The organism is Pseudomonas gorinensis, from assembly GCF_042015035.1.
Taxonomy (GTDB): domain Bacteria; phylum Pseudomonadota; class Gammaproteobacteria; order Pseudomonadales; family Pseudomonadaceae; genus Aquipseudomonas; species Aquipseudomonas gorinensis.
In genome coordinates this window covers 1817340-1841155 of the sequence record NZ_CP167125.1, presented here as the reverse complement: position 1 = coordinate 1841155, position 23816 = coordinate 1817340, and the positions used below count along the sequence as shown (strand labels likewise).

Annotated in this window: 23 protein-coding genes; 12 read left to right on the top strand and 11 right to left on the bottom strand. The window is 61.0% G+C overall.

Annotation, left to right across the window (positions count from 1 at the left end; all coding sequences use genetic code 11):
- Positions 1–2: 2 nt before the first annotated feature.
- Positions 3–542 carry a kinase inhibitor gene (locus tag AB7933_RS08335; RefSeq protein ID WP_024073861.1) on the bottom strand — a complete coding sequence of 180 codons (540 nt, stop codon included), beginning with the start codon at positions 540–542 and terminating at the stop codon, positions 3–5.
- Positions 543–1175: 633 nt separating this feature from the next.
- Here AB7933_RS08335 and AB7933_RS08330 point away from each other — a divergent pair.
- From AB7933_RS08330 to pdeM, 10 genes are all read left to right on the top strand, one after another.
- Positions 1176–3617 carry a penicillin acylase family protein gene (locus tag AB7933_RS08330; protein ID WP_024073860.1) on the top strand — a complete coding sequence of 814 codons (2442 nt, stop codon included), beginning with the start codon at positions 1176–1178 and terminating at the stop codon, positions 3615–3617.
- A gap of 135 nt (positions 3618–3752) precedes the next feature.
- Complete coding sequence (locus AB7933_RS08325; protein WP_024073859.1) at positions 3753–4757, top strand: ligase-associated DNA damage response exonuclease; 1005 nt, start codon at positions 3753–3755, stop codon at positions 4755–4757.
- Positions 4754–6388: an ATP-dependent DNA ligase gene (locus AB7933_RS08320; RefSeq protein ID WP_024073858.1), complete on the top strand. Its 1635-nt coding sequence runs from the start codon at positions 4754–4756 to the stop codon at positions 6386–6388. The genes AB7933_RS08325 and AB7933_RS08320 overlap by 4 nt, the downstream gene beginning before the upstream one ends.
- A gap of 245 nt (positions 6389–6633) precedes the next feature.
- Positions 6634–7413 (top strand): transporter substrate-binding domain-containing protein, encoded by a 780-nt coding sequence (locus AB7933_RS08315; protein ID WP_024073857.1) that lies wholly within the window; start codon positions 6634–6636, stop codon positions 7411–7413.
- 57 nt (positions 7414–7470) lie between these two features.
- Complete coding sequence (locus AB7933_RS08310; RefSeq protein ID WP_024073856.1) at positions 7471–8199, top strand: ABC transporter permease; 729 nt, start codon at positions 7471–7473, stop codon at positions 8197–8199.
- Positions 8196–8906, top strand: coding sequence for an ABC transporter permease (locus tag AB7933_RS08305; RefSeq protein ID WP_024073855.1), 711 nt, complete (start codon positions 8196–8198; stop codon positions 8904–8906). Before AB7933_RS08310 ends, AB7933_RS08305 begins: the two co-directional genes overlap by 4 nt.
- A gap of 9 nt (positions 8907–8915) precedes the next feature.
- The gene (locus AB7933_RS08300; protein WP_024073854.1) at positions 8916–10034 is read left to right on the top strand and encodes a succinylglutamate desuccinylase/aspartoacylase family protein; all 1119 of its coding nucleotides are present in this window, start codon (positions 8916–8918) and stop codon (positions 10032–10034) included.
- Between the two features lie 13 nt (positions 10035–10047).
- Positions 10048–10812 carry an ABC transporter ATP-binding protein gene (locus AB7933_RS08295; RefSeq protein ID WP_024073853.1) on the top strand — a complete coding sequence of 255 codons (765 nt, stop codon included), beginning with the start codon at positions 10048–10050 and terminating at the stop codon, positions 10810–10812.
- A gap of 58 nt (positions 10813–10870) precedes the next feature.
- Entirely contained in the window at positions 10871–13351 is a 2481-nt protein-coding gene (locus AB7933_RS08290) for a ligase-associated DNA damage response DEXH box helicase (protein ID WP_024073852.1), read from the top strand.
- Positions 13351–14001 carry a ligase-associated DNA damage response endonuclease PdeM gene (pdeM, locus tag AB7933_RS08285; protein WP_024073851.1) on the top strand — a complete coding sequence of 217 codons (651 nt, stop codon included), beginning with the start codon at positions 13351–13353 and terminating at the stop codon, positions 13999–14001. Before AB7933_RS08290 ends, pdeM begins: the two co-directional genes overlap by 1 nt.
- A 3-nt stretch (positions 14002–14004) precedes the next feature.
- Here the strand turns inward: pdeM and AB7933_RS08280 are convergent, their stop codons facing one another.
- Positions 14005–14202: a hypothetical protein gene (locus tag AB7933_RS08280; RefSeq protein WP_024073850.1), complete on the bottom strand. Its 198-nt coding sequence runs from the start codon at positions 14200–14202 to the stop codon at positions 14005–14007.
- A gap of 107 nt (positions 14203–14309) precedes the next feature.
- Positions 14310–14876 carry a dCTP deaminase gene (gene dcd / locus AB7933_RS08275; RefSeq protein WP_003189215.1) on the bottom strand — a complete coding sequence of 189 codons (567 nt, stop codon included), beginning with the start codon at positions 14874–14876 and terminating at the stop codon, positions 14310–14312.
- A 388-nt stretch (positions 14877–15264) separates the two neighbouring features.
- Here dcd and AB7933_RS08270 point away from each other — a divergent pair, with 388 nt between their 5' ends.
- A complete protein-coding gene (locus tag AB7933_RS08270; RefSeq protein ID WP_002554837.1) occupies positions 15265–15474 on the top strand; it encodes a cold-shock protein in 210 nt (69 codons plus the stop codon).
- Positions 15475–15684: 210 nt separating this feature from the next.
- Here AB7933_RS08270 and rpoS read toward each other — a convergent pair whose 3' ends face one another.
- The 8 genes from rpoS to AB7933_RS08230 form a co-directional block, all read right to left on the bottom strand.
- On the bottom strand, positions 15685–16689 hold the full coding sequence (rpoS, locus tag AB7933_RS08265) for an RNA polymerase sigma factor RpoS (protein ID WP_024073849.1): 1005 nt from the start codon (positions 16687–16689) through the stop codon (positions 15685–15687).
- 106 nt (positions 16690–16795) lie between these two features.
- Positions 16796–17632 (bottom strand): peptidoglycan DD-metalloendopeptidase family protein, encoded by an 837-nt coding sequence (locus tag AB7933_RS08260; RefSeq protein ID WP_024073848.1) that lies wholly within the window; start codon positions 17630–17632, stop codon positions 16796–16798.
- A gap of 208 nt (positions 17633–17840) precedes the next feature.
- Complete coding sequence (locus AB7933_RS08255) at positions 17841–18476, bottom strand: protein-L-isoaspartate(D-aspartate) O-methyltransferase (RefSeq protein WP_169850588.1); 636 nt, start codon at positions 18474–18476, stop codon at positions 17841–17843.
- A gap of 41 nt (positions 18477–18517) precedes the next feature.
- Positions 18518–19267: a 5'/3'-nucleotidase SurE gene (gene surE, locus AB7933_RS08250; RefSeq protein ID WP_024073847.1), complete on the bottom strand. Its 750-nt coding sequence runs from the start codon at positions 19265–19267 to the stop codon at positions 18518–18520.
- Positions 19255–20313, bottom strand: coding sequence for a tRNA pseudouridine(13) synthase TruD (gene truD / locus AB7933_RS08245; protein WP_024073846.1), 1059 nt, complete (start codon positions 20311–20313; stop codon positions 19255–19257). Before truD ends, surE begins: the two co-directional genes overlap by 13 nt.
- Positions 20310–20783, bottom strand: coding sequence for a 2-C-methyl-D-erythritol 2,4-cyclodiphosphate synthase (gene ispF / locus AB7933_RS08240; RefSeq protein WP_024073845.1), 474 nt, complete (start codon positions 20781–20783; stop codon positions 20310–20312). The genes truD and ispF overlap by 4 nt, the downstream gene beginning before the upstream one ends.
- Positions 20784–20837: 54 nt before the next feature.
- Positions 20838–21683, bottom strand: coding sequence for an S-formylglutathione hydrolase (fghA, locus tag AB7933_RS08235; protein WP_024073844.1), 846 nt, complete (start codon positions 21681–21683; stop codon positions 20838–20840).
- Positions 21684–21691: 8 nt separating this feature from the next.
- Positions 21692–22804, bottom strand: coding sequence for an S-(hydroxymethyl)glutathione dehydrogenase/class III alcohol dehydrogenase (locus tag AB7933_RS08230; RefSeq protein ID WP_017137160.1), 1113 nt, complete (start codon positions 22802–22804; stop codon positions 21692–21694).
- A 109-nt stretch (positions 22805–22913) separates the two neighbouring features.
- Between AB7933_RS08230 and AB7933_RS08225 the strand changes: the two genes are divergently transcribed.
- Complete coding sequence (locus tag AB7933_RS08225) at positions 22914–23816, top strand: LysR substrate-binding domain-containing protein (RefSeq protein WP_024073843.1); 903 nt, start codon at positions 22914–22916, stop codon at positions 23814–23816.

Genomic DNA, 23816 nt, shown 5'->3' with positions numbered 1-23816 from the left:
TCTTAACGTCCGTACGTTGAAGTAATGGTCGCTTTGGCCAGGACGTTGGCGTTGAGCATGTAACCTACCAAGGCTCCGCTGGCCTGGTTGTCGAGCGGTAGCTTATCGGCTTTCAATGCCCACACGGTGAATTGATAGCGATGGGGTTTATCTCCGACAGGTGGGCAAGCGCCACCGAACCCCGGCTGGCCATAATCGGTTCGCCCTTGTACGGCACCTGCGGGCAAGTTCACCCCTACACCTCTTGGCAAGCTATGGGTGGAAGCTGGCAGGTTAACCACCGTCCAATGCCACCAACCGCTACCGGTGGGTGCATCGGGATCGTAAACAGTGATCGCGTAGCTTTTAGTCCCCGCAGGGGCGTCTTTCCAGGAAAGCTCAGGAGACGTGTTGCCACCTTCGCACCCGAAGCCCTGGAACACTTCGCGACTGGTCAGCGGACGATTGTCAGCAATATCCCGGCTGGTCAGTACGAAATCGGCAGCGTATCCACTGAATGTCACTGCCATGGAAAGTGCAGGCAGGATTAATCTGATTTTCATCGCAACTCCATCTGAGTCCTAAAGTGAAGCTCGAGTCTAGGTTGAGCAAAGCGTGGTTACTGTGCCGAAACGCTCGATAACAGTGCCGAAATGCTCAATTGCTCTGGCTTTGGCTTTGGCTTTGGCTTTGGCTTTGGCTTTGGCTTTTGATCTTGATCTTAGGCGCCCCGTTAAACCACGCTGGCCGAACGCAGGCTTGAATCCGTGGGTAACCCGGCAGGACGCCGGGTTAGCCGTCCTGGGCCAGGGATGGCCCATGACGGCGGCCCACGGATTCAAGCCTGTGTTCGGGCACACCGAGCCTAGGCGAGGTGCCGAGTGGTGGGGCAAGAGCCCTTTTGGTTACTTTTGGCTGGGCCGGCATCCCGGGCTCTTTTCCAAAAGTGACCCGCTGTAAGAGCGGAACCCTAAGTCGCCGTTACCGCAGCAATGGATATGTCCCCATTCCCCCAACATCCTGGTCGGCCCAGAGGCCGCCATCGGGTGCAAGTCGAATCGTCACACCGCCCCTCCCACATTTGATTTGAACAGACTCAAGATCTGACGCTTTCCCCAAACTCCCGCTTGCGTCGTATCGCCGCGCTCACTAACGTAGCGCCTTTACTGACGCTACCCCCCCGCAGGAGCTTTGCCATGGCCTCGCCAGCCCTCTCACATTTTCTTCCCCGGTTCGGCGTTGCCGCGGCAGTGGCCAGTGCCTTGGGCCTGGCCGGTTGCCAGCTCCAGAGCACCCAGGACACCCTGCCCCCCGTTGCCGGCGTGCAGCCGCTCAAGGGCCTCGCGCAGAACGTTTCGATACGCCGCAATGCCCAGGGCATGCCGCTGATTGAAAGCAACACCTTCCACGACGCACTGTTCAGCCTCGGCTATGTACACGCCAGCGACCGGATCACCCAGATGGTCACGCTGCGCCTGCTGGCCCAAGGCCGCCTGGCGGAAATGTCCGGTGCAGACGTGCTGGATGTCGACCGCTTCATGCGCGCGGTCAACCTCAGGAAAAGTGCGGGCGAGCTGTATAACGCCTCGTCGCCGCGCCTCAAGCGTTTCTTTGAAGTGTATGCCCGTGGCGTCAACGCCTACCTGTTCCGCTACCGCGACAAGCTGCCGCCGGACCTGGCCCAGACCGGCTACAAGCCCGAGTACTGGAAACCGGAAGATTCGGCGCTGTTGTTCTGCCTGCTGAATTTCAGCGAGGCAACCAACCTGCAGGAAGAACTGGCGTCCCTGGTACTCGCCCAGAGAGTCGGCGCCGACAAACTCGCCTGGCTCACCCCAAGCGCACCGGATGAACCGATCCCCCTGGCCGAAGCGGAGAAGCTCAAGGGCGTGAACCTCAGCCAGATCACCGGCCTGGCCGGGCTGGACACGGTCAGCCAGCAATTGAGCACACTCAATTCCCTGGCGGTGACGACTTCAAGCAACTGGGCCATCGGCCCGCAACGCAGCCGCAGCGGTAAAAGCCTGCTGGCCAACGACCTCGCGGCCCAGCCGCAAGCGCCTTCGCCGTGGAACTACGTGCAGATCCGCGCCCCGAAATACCAGGCGGTCGGCGCCTCGATCGCCGGTCTGCCAACTCTGTTGTCGGGGTTCAACGGCAAAGTCGCGTGGAGCATGAGCGCCGTCAAGGGCGACACCCAGGACCTGTTCCTGGAGAAGGTCAAACGCCAAGGCAGCGCGCTGTACTACGAGAACAACGGCAAATGGCTACCGGCTGGGGTGCGTAACGAAACCTTCTTCATCAAGGGCCAACGTTCGATTCGCGAAGTGGTGTACGAAACCCGCCACGGCGCCCTGCTTAACAGCAGCCAGGCACTGGCCAGTGGTTTTGGCCTGGCCTTGCAAACCGCCGACTTCAAGGACGACAAAAGCCTGGACGCGTTCTTCGACCTGTCCCGTGCACAAAATGCCGGCAAAGCCTCGGACGCGACCCGCGAGATTCGCGCCATCGCCTTGAACATGGTGTTCGCCGACGCCAGCAACATTGGCTGGCAGGTCACTGGCCGCTTCCCCAACCGTCGCGAAGGCGAAGGCCTGTTGCCCTCGCCGGGCTGGGATGCGCGCTTCGACTGGGACGGTTACGCCGACGCCATGCTGCACCCGTACGACCAGGATCCGGCCCAGGGCTGGATCGGCACCGCCAACCAGCGCACCGCGCCGCGTGGCTATGGCATGCAATTGTCGAACTCGTGGGATGCGCCGGAGCGCAGCGAGCGCCTGGCGCAACTGGCCAATGCCGGCAAGCATGACAGCCGCAGCATGATTGCCATGCAATACGACCAGACCACCACGTTCGCCGCCAAGCTCAAGAACATGTTCCAGGCACCGGGCATGGCCCAGCCCCTGAAACAGGCGATCGATGCATTGCCAGCCGCTGAACAGGCCAAGGCGCGGGAAGCGCTGAATCGCCTGATGGCCTTTGACGGTCGCCTGGCCCCCACCTCCGCCGACGCGGCGATCTACGAGCTGTTCCTGCAGGAAAGCAGCAAACAGATCTTCCTCGACGAACTCGGCCCGGAAAACAGCGCAAGCTGGAAAGCCTTTGTCAGTAACGCCAGCTTGTCCTACGCCGCCCAGGCCGACCACCTGCTGGGCCGCGAAGACAGCCCGTTCTGGGATGACGTGCGCACCGCGCAAAAAGAAGACAAACCGGCGATCCTCGCCCGCAGCCTGGCCGCCGCGATCACGGCCGGCAACAGCCAGTTGGGTAGTGATCACAAGGCCTGGCAATGGGGCAAGCTGCACAGCACCACCTGGAAAAACACCAGCGGCCAAGTGATTCGCGGACCACTGGCGTCCGGTGGCGACCACACCACCTTGAACCCGGCACCGTACAGCTGGGGCCAGGATTTCAACACCACCCAGGTGCCGGCATTGCGCATGATCGTCGATTTCGGCCAGGCGGAACCGATGATGGGCCAGGGTGGCATTGGCCAGTCCGGCAACCCCGCCAGCCCCCACTACGCCAACGGCATCGACGCCGCGCTCAAGGCGCAATACCTGAGCTTCCCGATGCAGCCGCAGAACTTCGATAAGGTGTACGGGAAGGCCAGGTTGACCCTGACCCCAGGCAAGTAAACGCTTCAAAATGTGGGAGGGCCGGTGCGACGATGCGACTTGCCCCCTCCCACATTTGCCCCCCATGCATTCAGATAGAACTTCTGCGCTGCCCCCTGCCTCCTACTGATAAGCCCATTGCCCCCGGCACGCCCCATGGACCTTGTCATCGCCCGGCCCGAAGGCCTCTACTGCCCCGCCGGTGATTTCTACATCGACCCGTGGCGCCCGGTGGAACGCTCGGTCATTACCCACGCCCACGGCGACCACGCCCGAACCGGTAACCAGCACTACCTCGCCGCAGGTCCCGGCGAAGGCATCCTGCGCTCGCGCCTGGGCCAGGACATCAACCTGCAAACCCTGGCCTACGGCGAGCCACTGGTGCATCACGGCGTCACCTTGAGCTTCCACCCGGCCGGGCATGTGCTTGGGTCCGCCCAGGTACGCCTGGAATACCAGGGCGAAGTCTGGGTGGCGTCCGGCGACTATAAAGTCGAACCCGATGGCACCTGCGCGCCATTCGAGCCAGTGCGCTGCCACACCTTCATCACCGAATCCACTTTTGGCCTGCCGATCTACCGCTGGCAGCCCCAGGCGCAGATCTTTGCCGGCATCAATGATTGGTGGCAGGCCAATATCGCGGCCGGCAAGGCCAGCGTGTTGTTCTGTTATTCCTTCGGCAAGGCCCAACGCATCCTGCACGGCATCGACGCCAGCATCGGTCCGATCCTCAGCCACGGCGCAGTCGAACCGCTGAACCGGGTGTACCGCGAAGCCGGTATCTACATTCCCGAAACCCTTTACGCCGGCGACTTCAAAAAGACCGACCCGTTGCTGCGCCAAGCCCTGATCATCGCGCCGCCCTCCGCCGGCGGCAGTAGCTGGATACGCCGTTTTGGCGAATACAGCGATGCCTTCGCCAGCGGTTGGATGCGCCTGCGTGGTACACGGCGGCGGCGCGGGGTGGACCGGGGTTTTGTGCTGTCGGACCACGCCGACTGGCCCGGACTGTTGTGGGCCATTGAACAAACCGGCGCCGAACGGGTAATGGTCACCCATGGCTCCGTCGGCGTTCTGGTGCGCCACCTGCGGGAAAAAGGCCTGGACGCCCAGAGCTTCAGCACCGAATACGGAGATGACGAAGAAGAGACCACGCCATGAAAGCCTTTGCCGAGCTGTACGCCAACCTCGACGCCACCACCTCCAGCAACGCCAAGCTTGCCGCATTACAAGCCTACTTCCTGCAGGCCCCGCCCGAAGACGCCGCGTGGGCGGTGTATTTCCTGTCCGGCGGGCGTCCTCGGCAATTGGTACCCACCCGCCTGCTGCGAGACATGGCCACCGAAGCCTCAGGGATCGCCCCGTGGCTGTTTGAGGAAAGCTACCAATCGGTGGGTGACCTGGCCGAGACGATTTCGCTGTTATTGCCAGAATCGGCCTACACCTCCCATGACGGCCTGGCGGTGTGGATCGAAGAAAAGCTCCTGCCGCTGCGTGGCCTGTCGCCCCAGGACCTGGCCGAACGCTTACCCGCGTTGTGGGCGCAACTGGATCAACCGAGCCTGATGGTGTGCGTCAAGTTGATCACCGGCAGCTTTCGCGTGGGGGTGTCCAAGTTGCTGGTCACCCGCGCCCTCGCCGCCCTGGCTGATCTGGACAGCAAGCGCGTGGCCCAGCGCCTGGTGGGCTACACCGACCTGTCCAACCGGCCGACGGCCGAAGGCTACCTCAAGCTGATCGCCGCCGAATCGTCCGACGAACATGCCCAACGGGGCGGACAGCCCTATCCGTTTTTTCTCGCCCACGGACTGTCTCAGCCGGTCGAGCAATTCGACACCCTGCTCGGTTCGCCCGCCGACTGGCAGGTGGAATGGAAGTGGGACGGCATTCGCGCGCAACTGGTCAAGCGTGAGGGCCGCCTGTGGATCTGGTCCCGGGGTGAAGAACTGGTGACCGAGCGTTTTCCCGAACTGCACAGCCTGGCCAGCGGCCTGCCCGATGGCACGGTGATCGATGGTGAGATCGTGGTGTGGAAGGACGCGGTGCAACCGTTCGCGCTGCTGCAACAGCGCATTGGCCGCAAGACCTTGAGCAAAAAAGTGCTCGACGATGCTCCGGTCGCGGTCCTGGCCTACGACCTGCTGGAGCATCAGGGCGACGACTGGCGCAACCAACCCCAGGCGGCACGCCGCACCCAACTTGAACGGCTGATTACCCAGTGCAACCAACCCGTGCTGCTGGCATCGCCCTTGCTGACGGGTACCACCTGGCAGGACCTCGCCCAGCAACGCGAAGCCTCCCGCCAGCTTGGGGTGGAAGGCATGATGCTCAAGGCGCGCGAAGGCCTGTACGGAGTAGGCCGCACCAAGGACATGGGCGTGTGGTGGAAGTGGAAAGTCGACCCGTTCAGCGTCGATGCGGTGTTGATCTATGCCCAGCGCGGCCATGGTCGACGCGCCAGCCTGTACAGCGACTACACCTTTGCAGTATGGGACGGCCCGGCCGGCAGCGAACGTACCTTGGTACCGTTCGCCAAGGCGTATTCAGGATTGACCGATGAAGAAATGCGCAAGGTCGACGCCATCGTGCGCAAGACCACTGTGGAGAAGTTCGGCCCGGTCAGCAGCGTAACGCCAAGCATGGTGTTCGAGTTGGGGTTCGAAGGCATTGCCCTGTCCAAGCGGCATAAGAGCGGGATAGCGGTGCGGTTCCCGCGGATGTTGCGCTGGCGCCAGGACAAGGCGGTGGATGAGGCGGATAACCTTGCCACCCTGCAGGACTTACTGGCCTGACGCAGAACACCTGTGGGAGCTAGCGCCCACCCACAATGGGATCTGCAAATGTTCCGAAATGGTGCGCTCAGTTTTCAATGCCCATTTTCGGGCATCTCCTATACTTATAACTCCCTCTTCCCACCTTTTAAAACGATCATTCGGAACTATGGTGCAGAAATTGCTACTTGTGATCCGTCTGACACCGTTCAGTAACAGTCCTAAACGCGCCACAAGCGCTTATCTTGGTTTCCAGGGATTACATAATGAAAAAAGCATTGCTGACCCTTTCTGCACTGGCTCTGTGCATGGCCGCCGGTACCGCGCTGGCCAAGGAATACAAGGAACTGCGTTTTGGTGTCGATCCTTCCTACGCGCCGTTCGAGTCCAAAGCTGCCGACGGCAGCCTGGTGGGCTTCGATATCGACCTGGGCAACGCGATCTGCGCCGAACTGAAAGTGAAGTGCAAGTGGGTCGAAAGTGATTTCGACGGCATGATTCCGGGCCTCAAAGCCAACAAGTTCGACGGTGTGATTTCCTCGATGACTGTCACCGAGGCCCGTATGAAGGCCATCGACTTCTCCAACGAGCTGTTCTCCGGCCCGACTTCGCTGGTCTTCAAGAAAGGCGCCGGCTACTCGACACCAGAGTCGCTCAAAGGCAAATCCGTGGGCTACGAGCAAGGCACCATCCAGGAAGCCTACGCCAAGGCCGTGCTGGATAAAGCCGGTGTAACCACCAAGGCCTACGCCAATCAGGACCAGGTTTACGCCGACCTGACCTCCGGTCGCCTCGACGCGTCCGTGCAGGACATGCTGCAAGCCGAACTGGGCTTCCTGAAGTCACCAGCCGGGGCGGGCTACGAAGTCAGCGCAGCCATCGATGACCCGTTGCTGCCGTCGAAAACCGCGGTCGGTATCAAAAAAGGTAACACTGAACTGAAGGCCCTTTTGGATAAAGGTATCAAAGCGTTACACGATGATGGCACCTACGCCACCATCCAGAAGAAACACTTTGGCGATCTGAACCTGTACAGCGGCAAATAATGCCTGGGGCGCCCCTTCGTTGAAGGGGCGCTTTTTTATCGCCATAGGTCCTGATTTATGTTCGAAGATCTGTTGCAAACCCTCGGGCTGAGCGCATTCAGCTTGAAGGGTTTCGGCCCGCTGTTGCTGCAAGGCACCTGGATGACCCTGAAGCTATCGGTGCTGTCGTTGGCCGTCAGCGTGTTGCTGGGCTTGCTCGGTGCCAGTGCCAAACTCTCCAGCCTGCCCTTCCTGCGCATCCCCGCCCAGCTCTACACCACCCTGATTCGCGGTGTACCCGACCTGGTACTGATGCTGCTGATTTTCTACAGCCTGCAAACCTGGCTGACCGGTCTTACCGACTTCATGGAATGGGAATACATCGAGATCGACCCTTTCAGCGCCGGGGTGATCACCCTGGGCTTTATCTACGGTGCCTACTTCACCGAGACGTTTCGCGGTGCGATCCTCGCCGTCCCCCGCGGCCAATTGGAAGCCGCCACGGCTTATGGCCTCAAGCGCGGGCAACGTTTCCGCTATGTGACCTTCCCGCAGATGATGCGCTTTGCCCTGCCGGGTATCGGTAATAACTGGATGGTGATGCTCAAGGCCACCGCGCTGGTGTCGATCATCGGCCTGGCCGACCTGGTCAAGGCTGCCCAGGATGCCGGCAAGAGCACCTATCAACTGTTTTACTTCCTGGTGCTCGCTGCGCTGATCTACTTGCTGATCACCAGCGCATCGAACTTTGTCCTGCGTCGTCTTGAACGTCGCTACTCCGCAGGCTCACGGGAGGCTGTGCGATGATCGAACTCTTGCAGCAATACTGGCGCCCCTTCCTTTACAGCGACGGCCAGCACATTACCGGCCTGGCCATGACCATGTGGCTGCTCAGCGCCTCGCTGGTCATCGGCTTCCTGGTGTCGATCCCGCTGTCCATCGCCCGGGTATCGCGCAACCCGCTGGTGCGCTGGCCGGTGCAGTTCTATACCTACCTGTTTCGGGGCACGCCGCTGTATATCCAACTGCTGATTTGCTACACCGGCATCTACAGCATTGCCGCCGTGCGCGCGCAACCGGTCCTTGATGCGTTCTTTCGCGATGCAATGAACTGCACCGTCCTGGCCTTTGCCCTCAACACCTGCGCCTACACCACGGAGATCTTCGCCGGGGCGATCCGCAGCATGGCCCACGGCGAAGTCGAAGCGGCCAAGGCTTACGGCCTCAGCGGCTGGAAGCTGTACGCCTATGTGATCATGCCGTCGGCGTTGCGTCGCTCGCTGCCCTACTACAGCAACGAAGTGATCCTGATGTTGCACTCGACCACAGTGGCCTTTACCGCGACGATCCCGGACATCCTGAAAGTCGCGCGGGACGCCAACTCGGCCACCTTCATGACCTTTCAATCTTTCGGCATCGCTGCGCTGATCTACCTGACCGTGACCTTTGCCCTGGTCGGTCTGTTTCGTCTGGCGGAGCGCCGCTGGCTGGCGTTTCTCGGGCCGAGTCACTAAGGAGCCTTCATGCGTCATCAGATTCATGAGCTGATCGCGCCAGTGCCCGGCACGGCGCGGCAGATTCACAGCTTTCATTTCGGCCCGGAGCAGGCCGAAGGCAAGATCTACATTCAGTCGTCGCTGCATGCCGACGAGCTGCCAGGCATGCTGGTGGCCTGGCACCTCAAGGTGCGCCTGGGGCAGCTGGCGGCGGCCGGCCGCTTGCGCAGCGAAGTCGTACTGGTGCCCATCGCCAACCCGGTGGGCCTGGAACAAGTGCTGATGGATATCCCGTTGGGCCGTTATGAACTGGAAAGCGGGCAGAACTTCAATCGCCTGTTCGTCGATCTCAGCGAAGACGTGGGCAACCAGGTCGAGGCCTTGCTGGGCGATGACCCGCGGCACAACGTCGAACTGATCCGCACCGCGCTGTCCACCGCGTTGGCCGCGCAAAACGCCGAGACCCAATTGCAATCCCAGCGCCTCGCACTGCAACGCCTGGCCTGCGATGCGGACATGGTGCTGGACCTGCATTGCGACTTCGAAGCCGTGGCGCACCTGTACACCACGCCAGAAGCCTGGCCACGGGTGGAGCCGCTGGCGCGCTATATCGGCTCAGAAGCCAATTTGCTGGCCACTGACTCCGGCGGACAGTCCTTCGATGAGTGTTTCACCCTGGTGTGGTGGCAGTTGCAGCAACGCTTTGGCGAACGCTTCCCGATTCCCATGGGCAGCTTTTCGGTGACGGTCGAGTTGCGCGGCCAAGGTGACGTCAACCACGGCCTGGCCCGCCTCGATTGCCAGGCGATCATCGACTACCTGATTCACTTCGGTGCGATCGACGGCGACGTCGCCCCGCTGCCCGACCTGCCCTACCCGGCCACGCCGCTGGCGGGCGTCGAGCCTGTGGCGACGCCGGTGGGCGGCTTGCTGGTGTTCAGTGCCTTGCCGGGCGAATACCTGGAGGCCGGGCAACTGATTGCCGAAATCATCGACCCCATCACTGACCGCGTAACGCCGGTGCACTGCCAGCAGGCCGGCCTGCTTTACGCCCGTTCGCTGCGACGCATGGCCACTGCGGGGATGGTCATCGGCCATGTCGCAGGCTCAGAGGCCTACCGCAGCGGCTACCTACTTTCGCCTTGAGGATGCATGCCCCATGTACAAACTGACCGTTGAAGGCCTGCATAAAAGCTATGGCGACAATGAAGTGCTCAAAGGTGTCTCGCTCAAGGCCAAGACCGGTGACGTGATCAGCCTGATCGGCGCCAGCGGCTCGGGCAAGAGCACCTTCCTGCGCTGCATCAACTTTCTGGAAACCCCCAACGACGGCGCCATGACCCTCGATGGCAAGCAAATCCGCATGGTCAGCGACCGCCACGGCATGCGCGTGGCCGACGATGCTGAGCTGCAACGCCTGCGCACGCGGCTGGCAATGGTGTTCCAGCACTTCAACCTGTGGAGCCATATGAGCGTGCTGGAGAACATCACCATGGCCCCGCGCCGGGTGCTGGGTTGCAGCAAGAAGGACGCCGAAGACCGCGCCCGCCGCTACCTGGACAAAGTCGGCCTGCCGGCGCGCGTGGCCGATCAATACCCGGCGTTCCTCTCCGGCGGCCAGCAACAGCGGGTAGCGATCGCCCGTGCGCTGGCGATGGAGCCGGAGGTGATGCTGTTCGACGAACCCACCTCGGCCCTCGACCCCGAGTTGGTGGGCGAAGTGCTGAAGGTGATCCAGGGCCTGGCCGAGGAAGGCCGCACCATGATCATGGTCACCCACGAGATGAGCTTTGCGCGCAAGGTGTCGAGCCAGGTGCTGTTCCTGCACAAGGGCCTGGTGGAGGAGGAAGGCGCCCCGGAGGATGTGCTGGGCAATCCAAAGAGTGAGCGCCTGCAGCAGTTCTTGAGTGGCAATTTGAAGTAAACCTTTGCGATGCCTGGAGGGTCTGTGGAAATAGACCCTCCGGAATATCAGCCGCCGCATGGCAAAACCCATCGACTTCGCCAAGAAATGGTTTGCCGCCAAAGGCTGGAAGCCGTTCGACTTTCAAAAACACGTGTGGGCGGCGGTCAAGCATGGGCAGTCGGGGCTGCTGCATGCCAGCACCGGTGCCGGTAAAACCTACGCCCTGTGGTTTGCCGCGCTCAATCGCTTCGCCATCACCCGCCCGCCAACCAACGGCAAGCGCAAAGCCCCGGCTGAACCGTTGACGGTGTTGTGGATCACGCCCATGCGCGCCCTGGCCGCCGACACGGCGCGTGCCCTGGAAGCACCGCTGGAGGCGTTGCAGATTCCCTGGAGCGTTGGCCTGCGCACCGGCGACACCAGCAGCAACGAGCGCGCGCGCCAAACGCGGCGTCAGCCCACCGCCCTGGTCACCACCCCGGAAAGCCTGACCCTCATGCTGGCGCGCGCCGACAGCGAGGCGAGCCTGGCGCAGTTGCGCCTGGTGGTGGTGGACGAATGGCATGAATTGATCGGCAACAAGCGCGGCGTGCAGTTGCAACTCGCGTTGGCACGGTTGCGGTGCTGGCACCCTGAGCTGATGGTATGGGGGATTTCAGCGACCCTGGGCAACCAGGCCCACGCCTTGGAGGTCTTGGTCCCACAAGGCGGTGGCATCAACGTCCAGGGGCAAACCAGCAAGCCCTTGCAGGTCGACACCTTGCTGCCGCCCGTCGCTGAGCGCTTCCCCTGGGCCGGGCATATTGGCTTGAAGATGCTGCCGCAGGTGGTGGCCGAGGTAGATGCCTGCAGCAGTTGCCTGGTGTTTACCAATACGCGGGCGCAGTCAGAAATCTGGTATCAGGCCATTCTGGATGCGCGTCCGAATTGGGCCGGTTTGATTGCCCTGCACCACGGCTCGCTAGCACGGGAAACCCGAGACTGGGTGGAGCGTGCGCTGAAAGATGGGCAACTCAAGGCCGTGGTGTGCACGTCGAGCCTGGACCTGGGCGTGGATTTCCTGCCGGTGGAGCGCGTGTTGCAGATTGGCTCCGCCAAAGGCGTCGCGCGCCTGATGCAGCGCGCCGGACGCTCGGGGCATGCGCCAGGGCGACCATCACGGGTGACACTGGTGCCGACCCATACCCTGGAATTGGTAGAAGCGGCAGCGGCCCAGGATGCGATTGCCCAGCGACGCATCGAAGCGCGCGAATCGCCGTACAAACCATTGGATGTCCTCGTACAGCACCTGGTGAGCATGGCCCTGGGCGGTGGTTTTACGCCCGACGCGCTGCTGGCGGAAGTCCGCGGGGCCTGGGCCTATCGCGACCTCACGGACGCCGATTGGGCGTGGGCACTGGGGTTTGTTCGCCATGGCGGCCTATCGCTGACCGCCTACCCGGATTACCGCCGTGTCGAGCCGGACGAGCACGGCATCTGGCGCGTCCCGGATGCCCGGCTGGCGCGTCGGCACCGCATGAGCGTAGGTACCATCGTCAGCGACGCCAGTATCCAGCTGAAGTTCTGGAGCAAGGGCGGCGGCGGCAAGCACTTGGGCAGTGTCGAGGAAGGTTTTATCGCGCGGCTCAAGCCGGGTGATGGCTTCCTGTTTGCCGGGCGCTTGCTGGAGCTGGTGCGCGTGGAAAACATGACCGCCTATGTGCGCCGCGGCACCGCGAAAAAAGCCGCTGTGCCACGCTGGAATGGCGGGCGCATGCCGCTCTCCAATGAGCTGGCGCAGGCCGTCGTCGAGCGTTTTGATGCGGCCGCACAGGGCCACTTCCAAGGCCCGGAGATGCAGGCGGTGCGCCCCCTGCTGCAGACGCAGTTGCGCTGGTCCGGGCTGCCGACCCGTGATCATCTGCTGGCCGAAGCCCTCAAGTCGCGGGAGGGGTGGCACCTGTTTCTTTACCCGTTTGCCGGACGTCAGGTGCACCTGGGATTGGCAAGCTTGCTGGCGTGGCGGGTCAGCCAAGAGCAGGCGGTGACGTTTTCGATTGCCGTCAATGATTACGGGCTGGAGCTATTGAGCGCCACTGAAGTGGATTGGCCATTGAGGCTGAACGAAGCATTACTGAGCCCCGCGGACTTACTGACGGACGTTATCGCCAGCCTGAACGCCGGGGAACTGGCTCTGCGCCGCTTTCGCGAAATCGCGCGCATCGCCGGGCTGGTATTCGCAGGTTACCCCGGCGCGCCGAAAAGCACGCGCCAGGTCCAGGCTTCCAGTGGTTTGTTTTTTGAAGTGTTCAAGCAATATGACCCACAAAATCTGCTGCTGGCCCAGGCAGGGGAAGAAGTCCTGCGTGATGAGTTGGATATTCGCCGACTCGAAGAAACGTTGCTTCATCTGTCGGCGCTGAAACTGGACCTGCACCTGATCGAACGGCCTACGCCGCTGGCCTTTCCCCTGCTGGTGGAACGGATGCGCGAGAGCCTGAGTTCGGAAAAACTCTCGGAGCGCATTGCGCGGATGGTCAAGGACCTGGAAAAAGTCGCGGATAACGGGAAGCGCTGATGGTTTGCTCGGTGACACTTGAGGGAGAAGAACTGTGGTTGCTGGCGGACAGGGCTGTCTTTTGGCCTGCACACCGGTGCCTGTTAATTGCCGATGCGCATTTCGGCAAAGCCTCAGCCTATCGCAGCCTGGGGCAGCCGGTACCGCAGGGAACCACCACCGAGAACCTGCGGCGCCTGGATCGACTGCTATCAACACTACCGTGCGTGCAAGTAATCTTTCTTGGCGATTTCCTGCACGGCCCCGGATCCCACGCCAGTGGCACGCTGGAGGCGCTGAGGGCATGGCGCGTGCGCCATGCGGGTATGAGCCTGACGTTGATTCGTGGCAATCACGACAAACGCGCCGGCGACCCGCCAGCCGACCTGGGAATGGAGGTGGTCCCCGAGCCGTTGCTGATGGGTCCGTTCGCCCTGCAACACGAACCGCACGCCCACCCCAGCCACCACGTGTTGGCTGGGCATGTGCATCCGGTGTATCGCTTGCGCGGCAAGGGCCGCCAGAGTCTGCGCCTGCCGTGCTTCCAGCTTGGCGCACGCGTCAGCCTGCTGCCGGCATTTGGCGCGTTCACCGGTGGCTTTGCAGTGGAACGGGCGAATGACCGCCGAACATTTGTTATCGGCGATCATGAGGTCTGGCCAGTCGGTTAGATCTCAGGCAACTGGCGCGGGTGGTGGCTCGTCCGGCAGTGTCGGTTCACCGGGTTCGCTGGGCTGCGGGTAATCCGGATCGGGTTGACCGGGGATGCCGCCCGCATAAGCAGGATCGGCCATCAGGGACCAGGCCAGAACGCCAATCTGGTTGGGTTCAAGCCGGGCAAGTTCGGCGCTGATTCGCGGATTGATCTTCATAAGGTACTCCTCAAGCGTGGCTCGGTACGTTTTGCACGTACCGAGGCAGTACACCCAATAGAGTCACTTCCCTCAGACTAATTCCCTAGACGTGTAAGACCTTTCGATCAAGCGCGTGGCAAGGTGACGCCGCGCTGGCCCTGGTACTTGCCGGCGCGGTCTTTGTAGGACACTTCACAGGCCTCGTCAGACTGCAGGAACAGCATCTGCGCCACGCCTTCGTTGGCGTAGATCTTCGCAGGCAGGGTGGTGGTGTTGGAGAACTCCAGGGTCACGTGGCCTTCCCACTCTGGCTCAAGTGGCGTCACGTTTACGATAATGCCGCAGCGAGCGTAGGTACTTTTACCCAGGCAAATGGTCAGCACGTCGCGGGGAATACGGAAGAACTCCACGGTGCGCGCCAGGGCGAAGGAGTTTGGCGGGATGATGCATACGTCGCTCTTGACGTCGACAAAGCTCTTTTCGTCGAAGTTCTTCGGATCGACGATCGCCGAATTGATATTGGTGAACACCTTGAACTCATCGGCGCAGCGCACATCGTAGCCGTAGCTGGACACACCGTACGAAATCACGCGCTCATCGCCTTCACCGCGAATCTGGCGCTCAACGAACGGTTCGATCATGCCGTGCTCTTGCGCCATGCGGCGAATCCACTTGTCCGATTTGATGCTCATGGCGGTGTCCTGAATAGCGAGGTGGAAAAATTCTGTGGGGCATCTTACCGGGGCCGGCGTTGGGGTTCAAAGGGCGCAGGTTTTTTGTTGATGAATGTGCGCCCTGCAATAAGCCGCAACCCGCGGGGCCGGCGCCCGGCGTACCGCATCAGGCGACTGTAAATACCACCGCCAGTCACGAAAATAGAGAAACCTTCGGAAATACCATTGGCACGTTCCGGAAAAAGGGTTAAGGTGGCGCCACTGTGCTGCTTGTGTCACTGAGAATCTCTACACGATATGTTGAATTTCGATCCAACCATCTCCAAGAATTTTTCCTGCTCTTTGCACTCAGTCTCGGCCAGGGCTTTTCCTGAGTCGCAGTTAACTTTGTCCAAGGAGATACACCATGTCTAATCGCCAAACTGGTACCGTTAAGTGGTTCAACGATGAAAAAGGCTTCGGCTTCATCACTCCACAATCCGGTGACGACCTGTTCGTTCACTTCAAAGCTATCCAATCCGACGGCTTCAAAAGCCTGAAAGAAGGCCAACAGGTTTCTTTCATCGCTACCCGCGGTCAGAAAGGCATGCAAGCTGAAGAAGTTCAAGTTATCTAACTTGTACTGACTTAGTCGAAAGAACCCCGCCCTTAAAAGCGGGGTTTTTTTATGCCTGGGATTTGGTACTGGTGCCAACCTGATGCCTGGCACAAAAAAATGTAGGAGGGGGCTTGCCCCGATTGCAGTGTGCCAGTCAATCCAGAGTTGACCGAACCATCGCCATCGGGGGCAAGCCCCCTCCCACATTCAAGCATTCAAGCTGCGTCGTTACTGAAACAACGACTCACTCGACAAGCCATTCTTCTCCAGGATCTCACGCAGGCGCTTGAGCCCTTCCACCTGGATCTGCCGCACCCGCTCACGGGTCAGGCCGATCTCCAGGCCTACGTCCTCCAGGGTACTGCTCTCATGACCACGCAGGCCGAAGCGACGTATCACCACTTCACGCTGCTTGTCCGTGAGCTCAGAGAGCCACTGGTCAATGCTTTGGGAAAGATCATCGTCCTGCAACAGTTCGCAAGGATCTGTCGGACGATCATCCGTCAGGGTATCCAGCAGGGTTTTATCCGAATCCGGACCCAGCGAGACATCGACCGAAGACACGCGCTCGTTAAGTCCGAGCATACGCTTGACCTCCCCTACCGGCTTCTCCAGCAGGTTGGCGATTTCTTCGGGTGAAGGTTCATGATCGAGTTTTTGTGTGAGCTCACGCGCCGCCCGAAGGTAGACGTTGAGCTCCTTGACCACGTGGATCGGCAACCGGATCGTTCGGGTCTGATTCATGATCGCCCGTTCGATGGTCTGACGAATCCACCAGGTGGCGTAGGTCGAAAAGCGGAAGCCCCGCTCAGGGTCGAACTTCTCCACGGCCCGGATCAAGCCCAGGTTGCCCTCCTCGATCAGGTCCAACAGGGACAGTCCACGATTGACGTAGCGTCGGGCGATTTTCACCACCAGACGCAGGTTGCTTTCAATCATGCGCTTGCGCCCAGCCGGATCACCCTTTTGCGACAAGCGCGCAAAATGGACTTCTTCTTCGGGAGTCAGCAAAGGGGAAAAGCCGATTTCATTGAGATACAGCTGGGTGGCGTCTAGCGCCCGCGTGTAGTCAATGTACTTGTGTTGCTTTAACGCAGCGGAGTTCTTGGATTTGGTGCGAACTGAAGGTACAGCAGGTCCCTCATTCGACATCGATTCCGTAGCGATGCCGGTCTCCATAAGGAGAACCTCATCGTCGATGTCAAACTCCGGCGCTTCTTTACTGAGAGCCATTGTTATAGTCCTTTGGTGAGTTCGACCTCAAGCTCAAGCGGCGCCTTTATCCTTGGCAACGCTGGAGCCTGTTCCTTCTACGTGAGGGAACAGGCTGTGCAACATATCAACGACGGGGTAGGAATTGCAGCGGATCTACAGGCTTCCCTTGACGGCGAATCTCAAAGTGCAGTTTCACCCGGTCCGTACCAGTTGATCCCATTTCGGCAATTGTCTGTCCGACTTTGACCTGCTGCCCCTCCCGAACCAACAGCCTGCGGTTGTGACCGTAGGCACTGACGTAGGTATCGCTGTGCTTGATGATGACCAGCTCGCCGTAGCCCCGTAAACCACTCCCGGCGTACACCACTGTCCCATCAGACGCAGCTAAAACAGGCTGTCCCAAATCCCCGGCGATATCAATGCCTTTATTCAAACTACCGTTTGAAGAGAATTTTCCAATTAACACTCCGTTTGAGGGCCATCCCCAACCGGTCGGCGCAGGCCCCGCAGGCGGCAACGGCGCGGGCGCCGGCTTGCTCGCAACCGTAGGCGTGGCGCTGCCTGCAGGCCGAGTGATGATCGTGGTTTTGCTCGAAGACGACGGCGAGGATCCGGAGCTTGTCACAACTGTCGTAGGCGTTGAACCGGTGCGTCCATCGAAACGAATGGTCTGACCCGGATGTATCGTGTAGGGCACAGGGATGTTGTTGCGGGCGGCAAGCGCCTTGTAATCCCAGCCGTAGCGAAAGGCGATCGAGAACATCGTGTCCCCCTTTCGTACTACATACTGACCAGTGGTAACCGTCGGTTTTTGCGGCACCGCGTTATTACGGTCTACCACGCGCGCGCCACCGGATGGCGCGCTCGAGCAGGCTGCCAATAAGGAACTAAAGACAAGGCCAAGCACCAGTCGCTGAAAGCTTGTTTTACTCATACGCTGCGCAAGACCTGTGAGACTCACCCGCCGCTCCCTTTATGGTGGCTGAACATGAACGCCTGTATCAGGCTGGAAATATGACGCAAGTATAACTGGGCATTGGCTTTTTACCGGCACACGACCGAAACGAAAAACGCATCATGTTTAAGGCCGCTGCCGATGATGTTGACTCAATAGACCCCGCCGTAAGACACATCCCCGCCAACAGAATTCACTGCTCGCGCACAAATGATCAGGCCAGCGGGCCATTGAGCAGCGGCACAAACCGTACCGCCCCGAGCACATGCCGGGAGAAGCCTTCGTCCTCACGGATAATGAGCATCAATTGTTGCACTTCGCCGGAACCCACCGGGATCACCAAGCGGCCGCCAGGAGCCAGCTGGTCGAGCAACGCCTGCGGCACATCCGTGGCCACCGCCGTGACGATAATGCCGTTGTAAGGCGCCAGCGCCGGCCAACCTTCCCAGCCATCGCCCCAGCGGAACACCACATTGCGCAGGTTGAGTTCCACCAGGCGCTCCTTGGCGCGATCCTGCAACACCTTGATCCGCTCCACCGAGAAGACGCGCTCCACCAACTGTGACAGCACGGCCGTCTGGTAGCCGGAGCCGGTGCCGATCTCCAGCACCTTGTCCAGCGGGCCCGCCGCCAGCAACAGTTCGCTCATGCGCGCGACCATGTACGGCTGGGAGATCGTCTGGTTATGGCCGATCGGCAGCGCCGTGTCTTCATAAGCACGATGGGCCAGGGCTTCGTCGACAAACAGGTGCCGAGGCGTGCGCCGGATCACTTCGAGTACCTGGGCGTTGGACAAGCCCTCTTCGTACAGACGCTGGATCAAACGCTCACGAGTACGCTGGGAAGTCATCCCGATGCCACGACGCAGCAGGTCGTCTTGTTCACGAGCCATCAGCGCAGGCCCTCCAGCCAGCCATCGAGACTACTGAAGGCATCACTGAAGGTGCGATCGAGTTGCAACGGGGTAATCGAGACATAGCCTTGCATCACCGCATGAAAGTCCGTGCCGGGGCCGCCATCTTCGGCGTCGCCTGCGGCGGCGATCCAGTAACCCTCCTTGCCACGCGGGTCGACCACTTTCAACGGCGCCGCCGCGCGGGCGCGGTGACCCAGGCGCGTCAGCTGGATGCCGCGAATATGCTCGAGGGGCAGGTTGGGAATATTGACGTTGAGCACCGTACGCGGTGGCAAGTCCAGGGAGCCGTGGGCTTCCACCAGTTTGCGCGCGAAATAGGCCGCGGTCGGCAAATTGCTCAGTTGGCGCGAGGCCAACGAGAACGCGAACGAGGTACGCCCGAGGAAGCGGCCTTCAAGGGCCGCCGCCACGGTACCGGAATACAGCACGTCGTCGCCCAGGTTCGCACCGAGGTTGATGCCCGACACAACCAGGTCAGGCTCTTGTTCCAACAGGCTGTTGATGGCCAGGTGCACGCAGTCGGTGGGGGTACCGTTCACGCTGATAAAGCCATTGGCCAGGATCTGCGGGTGCAGCGGACGATCGAGCGTCAGCGAACTGCTGGCGCCACTCTTGTCCTGGTCCGGGGCGACCACCACGCACTCGGCATAATCCACCAGCGCAGCATGAAGCGCGGCAAGACCGGGTGCGGTGGCACCGTCATCGTTTGATATCAGAATACGCATGGGCTGTCCGTCTGCCCCACCGGCACCAGATCAACAAGCTCGCGCACCAAGACAGTGGCGAAGCATCCGGCCGGCAGGACGAATTCCAATTGCAGAATGTCAGGCCCGGGATAATGCCACGTCAACCCGCCAATGGGCAGTCGCAGAATGCGACGTTCCTGGCTCATGCCGGCATTCACCAGCCAATCGCGCAGCTCGGGTTCACTGGCGGCGACGGCCTGTTCCAGTTCATGGGTTGCGCCGGTCGTCGGTGAGTCGCCCTCGCCCCACTGTGGCCCTGTCGGGTGCAGGTCGAGGATCGCCAGGCGCGGGTCGCTGCATTCAGCCTCCCCCGCCGGGAAAAAACTGCGGCTGTCGGTAAAGGCCAGCAAATCACCCACCTGGGCGCGTTGCCAGGAGCCATCCGCGACACGGGCAGCCAACACTTTGTTGAACAGGAAACTGCGCGCAGTGGACAGCAGGCGCGAACGCACATTGCGCTGCTCCGGCAAGGCCTTGCGGACCGCCCACTCACGCGCGTCCACCACATTGCCCCCATTGTGGCCAAACCGTTGCGCACCGAAATAGTTGGGAATGCCGTGCTGGGCGATCAGTTGCAAGCGTGCGTCGATAGCCGCGTGATCACCTGCCAACTGCGTCAGGCGCAGGGTAAAGCCGTTGGCCGAATGCGCACCGCGTTGCAGCTTGCGTTTATGGCGAGCGGTTTTCAGGATCTTGAGGGTGTCGTTTTCCGCCGCGCTCATATCCGGATCAGCCTTGCCCGGCAACTGCACGCTGAACCATTGGCGGGTGAGCGCCTGGCGATCCTTGAGCCCGGCGTAGCTGACGGTACGCAACGGGACGCCAGCGGCCTTGGCGATACGCCGTGCAGCTTCTTCAGTATTGAGGCCGCGTTTCTCCACCCACAACCACAGGTGTTCGCCCTCGCCGGTCAATGGGATATCCAGCACTTCGTCGACCTGGAAATCTTCGGCCGTCGCCTTCAGTACCGCGCTGCCCAAGGCCTCGCCGTAGGCCCGTGGGCCCAGCAGTTGCAGGTCATTCATGCGCGCAGCAACAAGGCGACGGAGTGCACCGCAATGCCCTCTTCACGACCGGTAAACCCGAGCTTCTCGGTGGTGGTGGCTTTCACGTTCACTTGATCCAGTTCAATGTGCAGATCCGCAGCAATCAGTGCGCGCATCGCTTCAATATGGGGGGCCATTTTTGGCGCCTGGGCGACGATGGTGTTATCGACGTTGCCGACCTTCCAGCCCTTGGCATGGATCAGTCCGACCACATGGCGCAACAAGACACGGCTGTCCGCGCCCTTGAACGTCGGGTCGGTGTCCGGAAAATGCTTGCCGATATCACCCAGTGCAGCCGCGCCGAGCAAAGCATCGCTCAAGGCATGCAGCACGACATCGCCGTCGGAATGAGCCAGCAACCCATGGTGGTGTGCGATGCGCACGCCGCCCAGGGTGATGAAATCGCCTTCAGCGAAACGGTGCACATCATAGCCGTGGCCAATACGCATAAAAAAACGCCCCGATTTAATTCAGGGCGTGATTCTACCTACTTTTGCCTCACATTAACCGAGCAAAGCACGACCATGATGTCGCAAATGATCTTCGATGAAGCTGGCGATAAAGAAGTAGCTGTGGTCATAGCCGGGCTGCAGGCGTAGTTCGAGCGGGTGGCTGGCCGCTTTCGCCGCCTGCCGCAAGGCCTCAGGCTTGAGCTGCACCTCGAGGAAGTCGTCGCGGTCGCCCTGGTCAACCAGCAGAGGCAGCTTTTCCGAGGCTTCGCTGATCAGTGCGCAGGCATCCCATTCGCGCCACTTGGAGCGCTCTTCGCCCAGGTAGCGGGAAAAGGCTTTCTGACCCCACGGGCAATCCATTGGGTTGTTGATCGGCGAAAACGCCGACACCGAGAGGTACCGCCCAGGGTTGCGCAAGGCGCACACCAGCGCACCGTGGCCACCCATGGAGTGACCGCTGATCCCGCGCTTGCCCGAAGCCGGGAAATGCGCTTCAACCAATGCGGGCAATTCCTGCACCACGTAGTCATGCATCCGATAGTGCTTGGCCCAGGGTTCCTGGGTGGCATTCAGATAGAAGCCGGCGCCCAGGCCGAAATCCCAGGCGTTGTCCGGATCACCCGGCACCCCAGGGCCACGAGGGCTGGTGTCGGGCGCAACGATGATCAGCCCCAGCTCGGCCGCCATGCGCTGGGCGCCGGCTTTCTGCATGAAGTTCTCATCGGTGCAGGTCAATCCGGACAGCCAATACAGCACCGGCAGCTTGCCGCCCTGCTCCGCCTGTGGCGGCAGGTAGACGGCGAAGGTCATGTCGCAACCGAGCACGTCGGAGTGATGCTTATAGCGTTTATGCCAGCCACCGAAGCTTTTCTGGCACGACAGGTTTTCCAGACTCATGGCCGACCTCAGAAGTGGATGACGGTACGAATACTCTTGCCTTCATGCATCAGGTCAAACGCTTTGTTGATGTCTTCCAGGCCCATGGTATGGGTGATGAACGTGTCCAGCGGGATCTCGCCGGTCTGCGCCATTTCCACGTAGCTTGGCAATTCCGTCCGGCCGCGCACGCCACCGAAGGCCGAACCGCGCCAGACGCGCCCGGTCACCAGTTGGAATGGACGCGTGGAAATTTCCTGGCCGGCGCCGGCCACGCCGATGATCACCGACTCGCCCCAGCCTTTGTGGCAGCACTCAAGGGCGGCACGCATCAGCTGTACGTTGCCGATGCACTCAAAGGAAAAGTCCACGCCACCGTCCGTCAAATCGACAATCACGTCCTGGATCGGGCGGTCGTAGTCTTTCGGGTTGATGCAGTCGGTGGCGCCCAATTGCTTGGCGATTTCGAATTTGGCGGGGTTGATGTCGATGGCAATGATGCGACCGGCCTTGGCCTTTACCGCACCAATCACCGCTGACAGGCCAATACCGCCCAGGCCGAAAATGGCCACGGTGTCGCCCGGCTTGACCTTGGCGGTGTTGATCACCGCGCCAATGCCGGTGGTGACGCCGCAACCGAGCAGGCAAACTTTTTCCAGTGGTGCTTCTTTAGGAATCTTGGCCACGGAAATTTCCGGCAGCACGGTGTACTCCGAGAAGGTCGAGGTGCCCATGTAGTGGAAAATCGGCTGACCCTTGTAGGAAAAACGCGTGGTGCCATCGGGCATCAGGCCCTTGCCCTGGGTCGAACGGATGGCCTGGCACAGGTTGGTCTTGCCCGAGAGGCAGAATTTGCATTTGCCGCATTCCGGGGTGTACAGCGGGATCACGTGATCGCCGACCGCGACCGAGGTCACGCCCTCGCCGATGGCTTCAACCACCGCGCCACCTTCGTGCCCCAGGATCGACGGGAAAATGCCTTCAGGGTCAGCCCCCGACAGGGTGTAGGCATCGGTATGGCAAACGCCGGACGCGACCACGCGCAACAGCACTTCGCCGGCCTTGGGCATGGCGACATCCACTTCAACGATCTCAAGGGGTTTCTTGGCTTCGAAGGCCACGGCGGCACGGGACTTGATCATCCGGGTTTCTCCTGGGAGTTAAAAACTTAGACGGTGAGTGTAAAACATGCTCCGCTGATTAATAATCCAAGCGAAAGCAAAACTTTATTGCTGTACAGGGACAATCACCATGCTGGAGAACCGCTGGGAAGGCATCGATGAGTTCGTCGCCGTCGCTGAATGCAGCCAATTCACTGCGGCAGCCGAGCGACTGGGGGTGTCCTCGTCCCATATCAGCCGGCAAGTGGCGCGCCTGGAAGAACGCCTGCAAACGCGGTTGCTGTACCGCAGCACGCGCAAGGTCACCCTGACCGAAGCCGGCCAGACCTTCCTGCAACATTGCCAGCGCTTGCAGGACGGTCGCGAAGAAGCCCTGCGCGCGGTCGGCGACCTGGGTAGCGAACCCAAGGGCATGCTGCGCATGACGTGCGCCGTGGCCTATGGCGAACGCTTTATCGTGCCGCAGGTGACACGGTTCATGGCGCTCTATCCGCAACTGCGGGTGGATATCGAATTGAGCAATCGGCAACTGGACCTGGTGCACGAAGGCCTTGACCTGGCGATCCGCCTGGGACGCCTGCAAGACTCACGCATGGTCGCCAGCCGGCTGGCCCCGAGGCGTATGTACCTGTGCGCGTCGCCGTCTTACCTGGCGCGGTATGGTCGGCCACATAGCCTGTCGGAATTGAGTCGGCATAACTGCCTGATTGGCAGCTCGGATATCTGGCAACTGGCCCAGGATGGGCGGGAATTTTCCCAACGCGTGCAGGGCAACTGGCGCTGCAACAGTGGCCAGGCAGTGCTGGATGCGGCGCTGCAAGGGGCGGGGCTGTGCCAACTGCCGGATTATTACGTGCTGGAGCATCTGCACAGCGGCGCGCTGGTGTCGTTGCTGGAGGCGCATCAACCGCCGAATACGGCGGTGTGGGCGCTGTATCCACAGCAGCGGCATTTGTCGCCGAAGGTCAGGAAGCTGGTGGATTTCTTGAAGGAGGGGCTGGCCGAGCGGCCGGAGTACAGCGTAGAGGCTTAG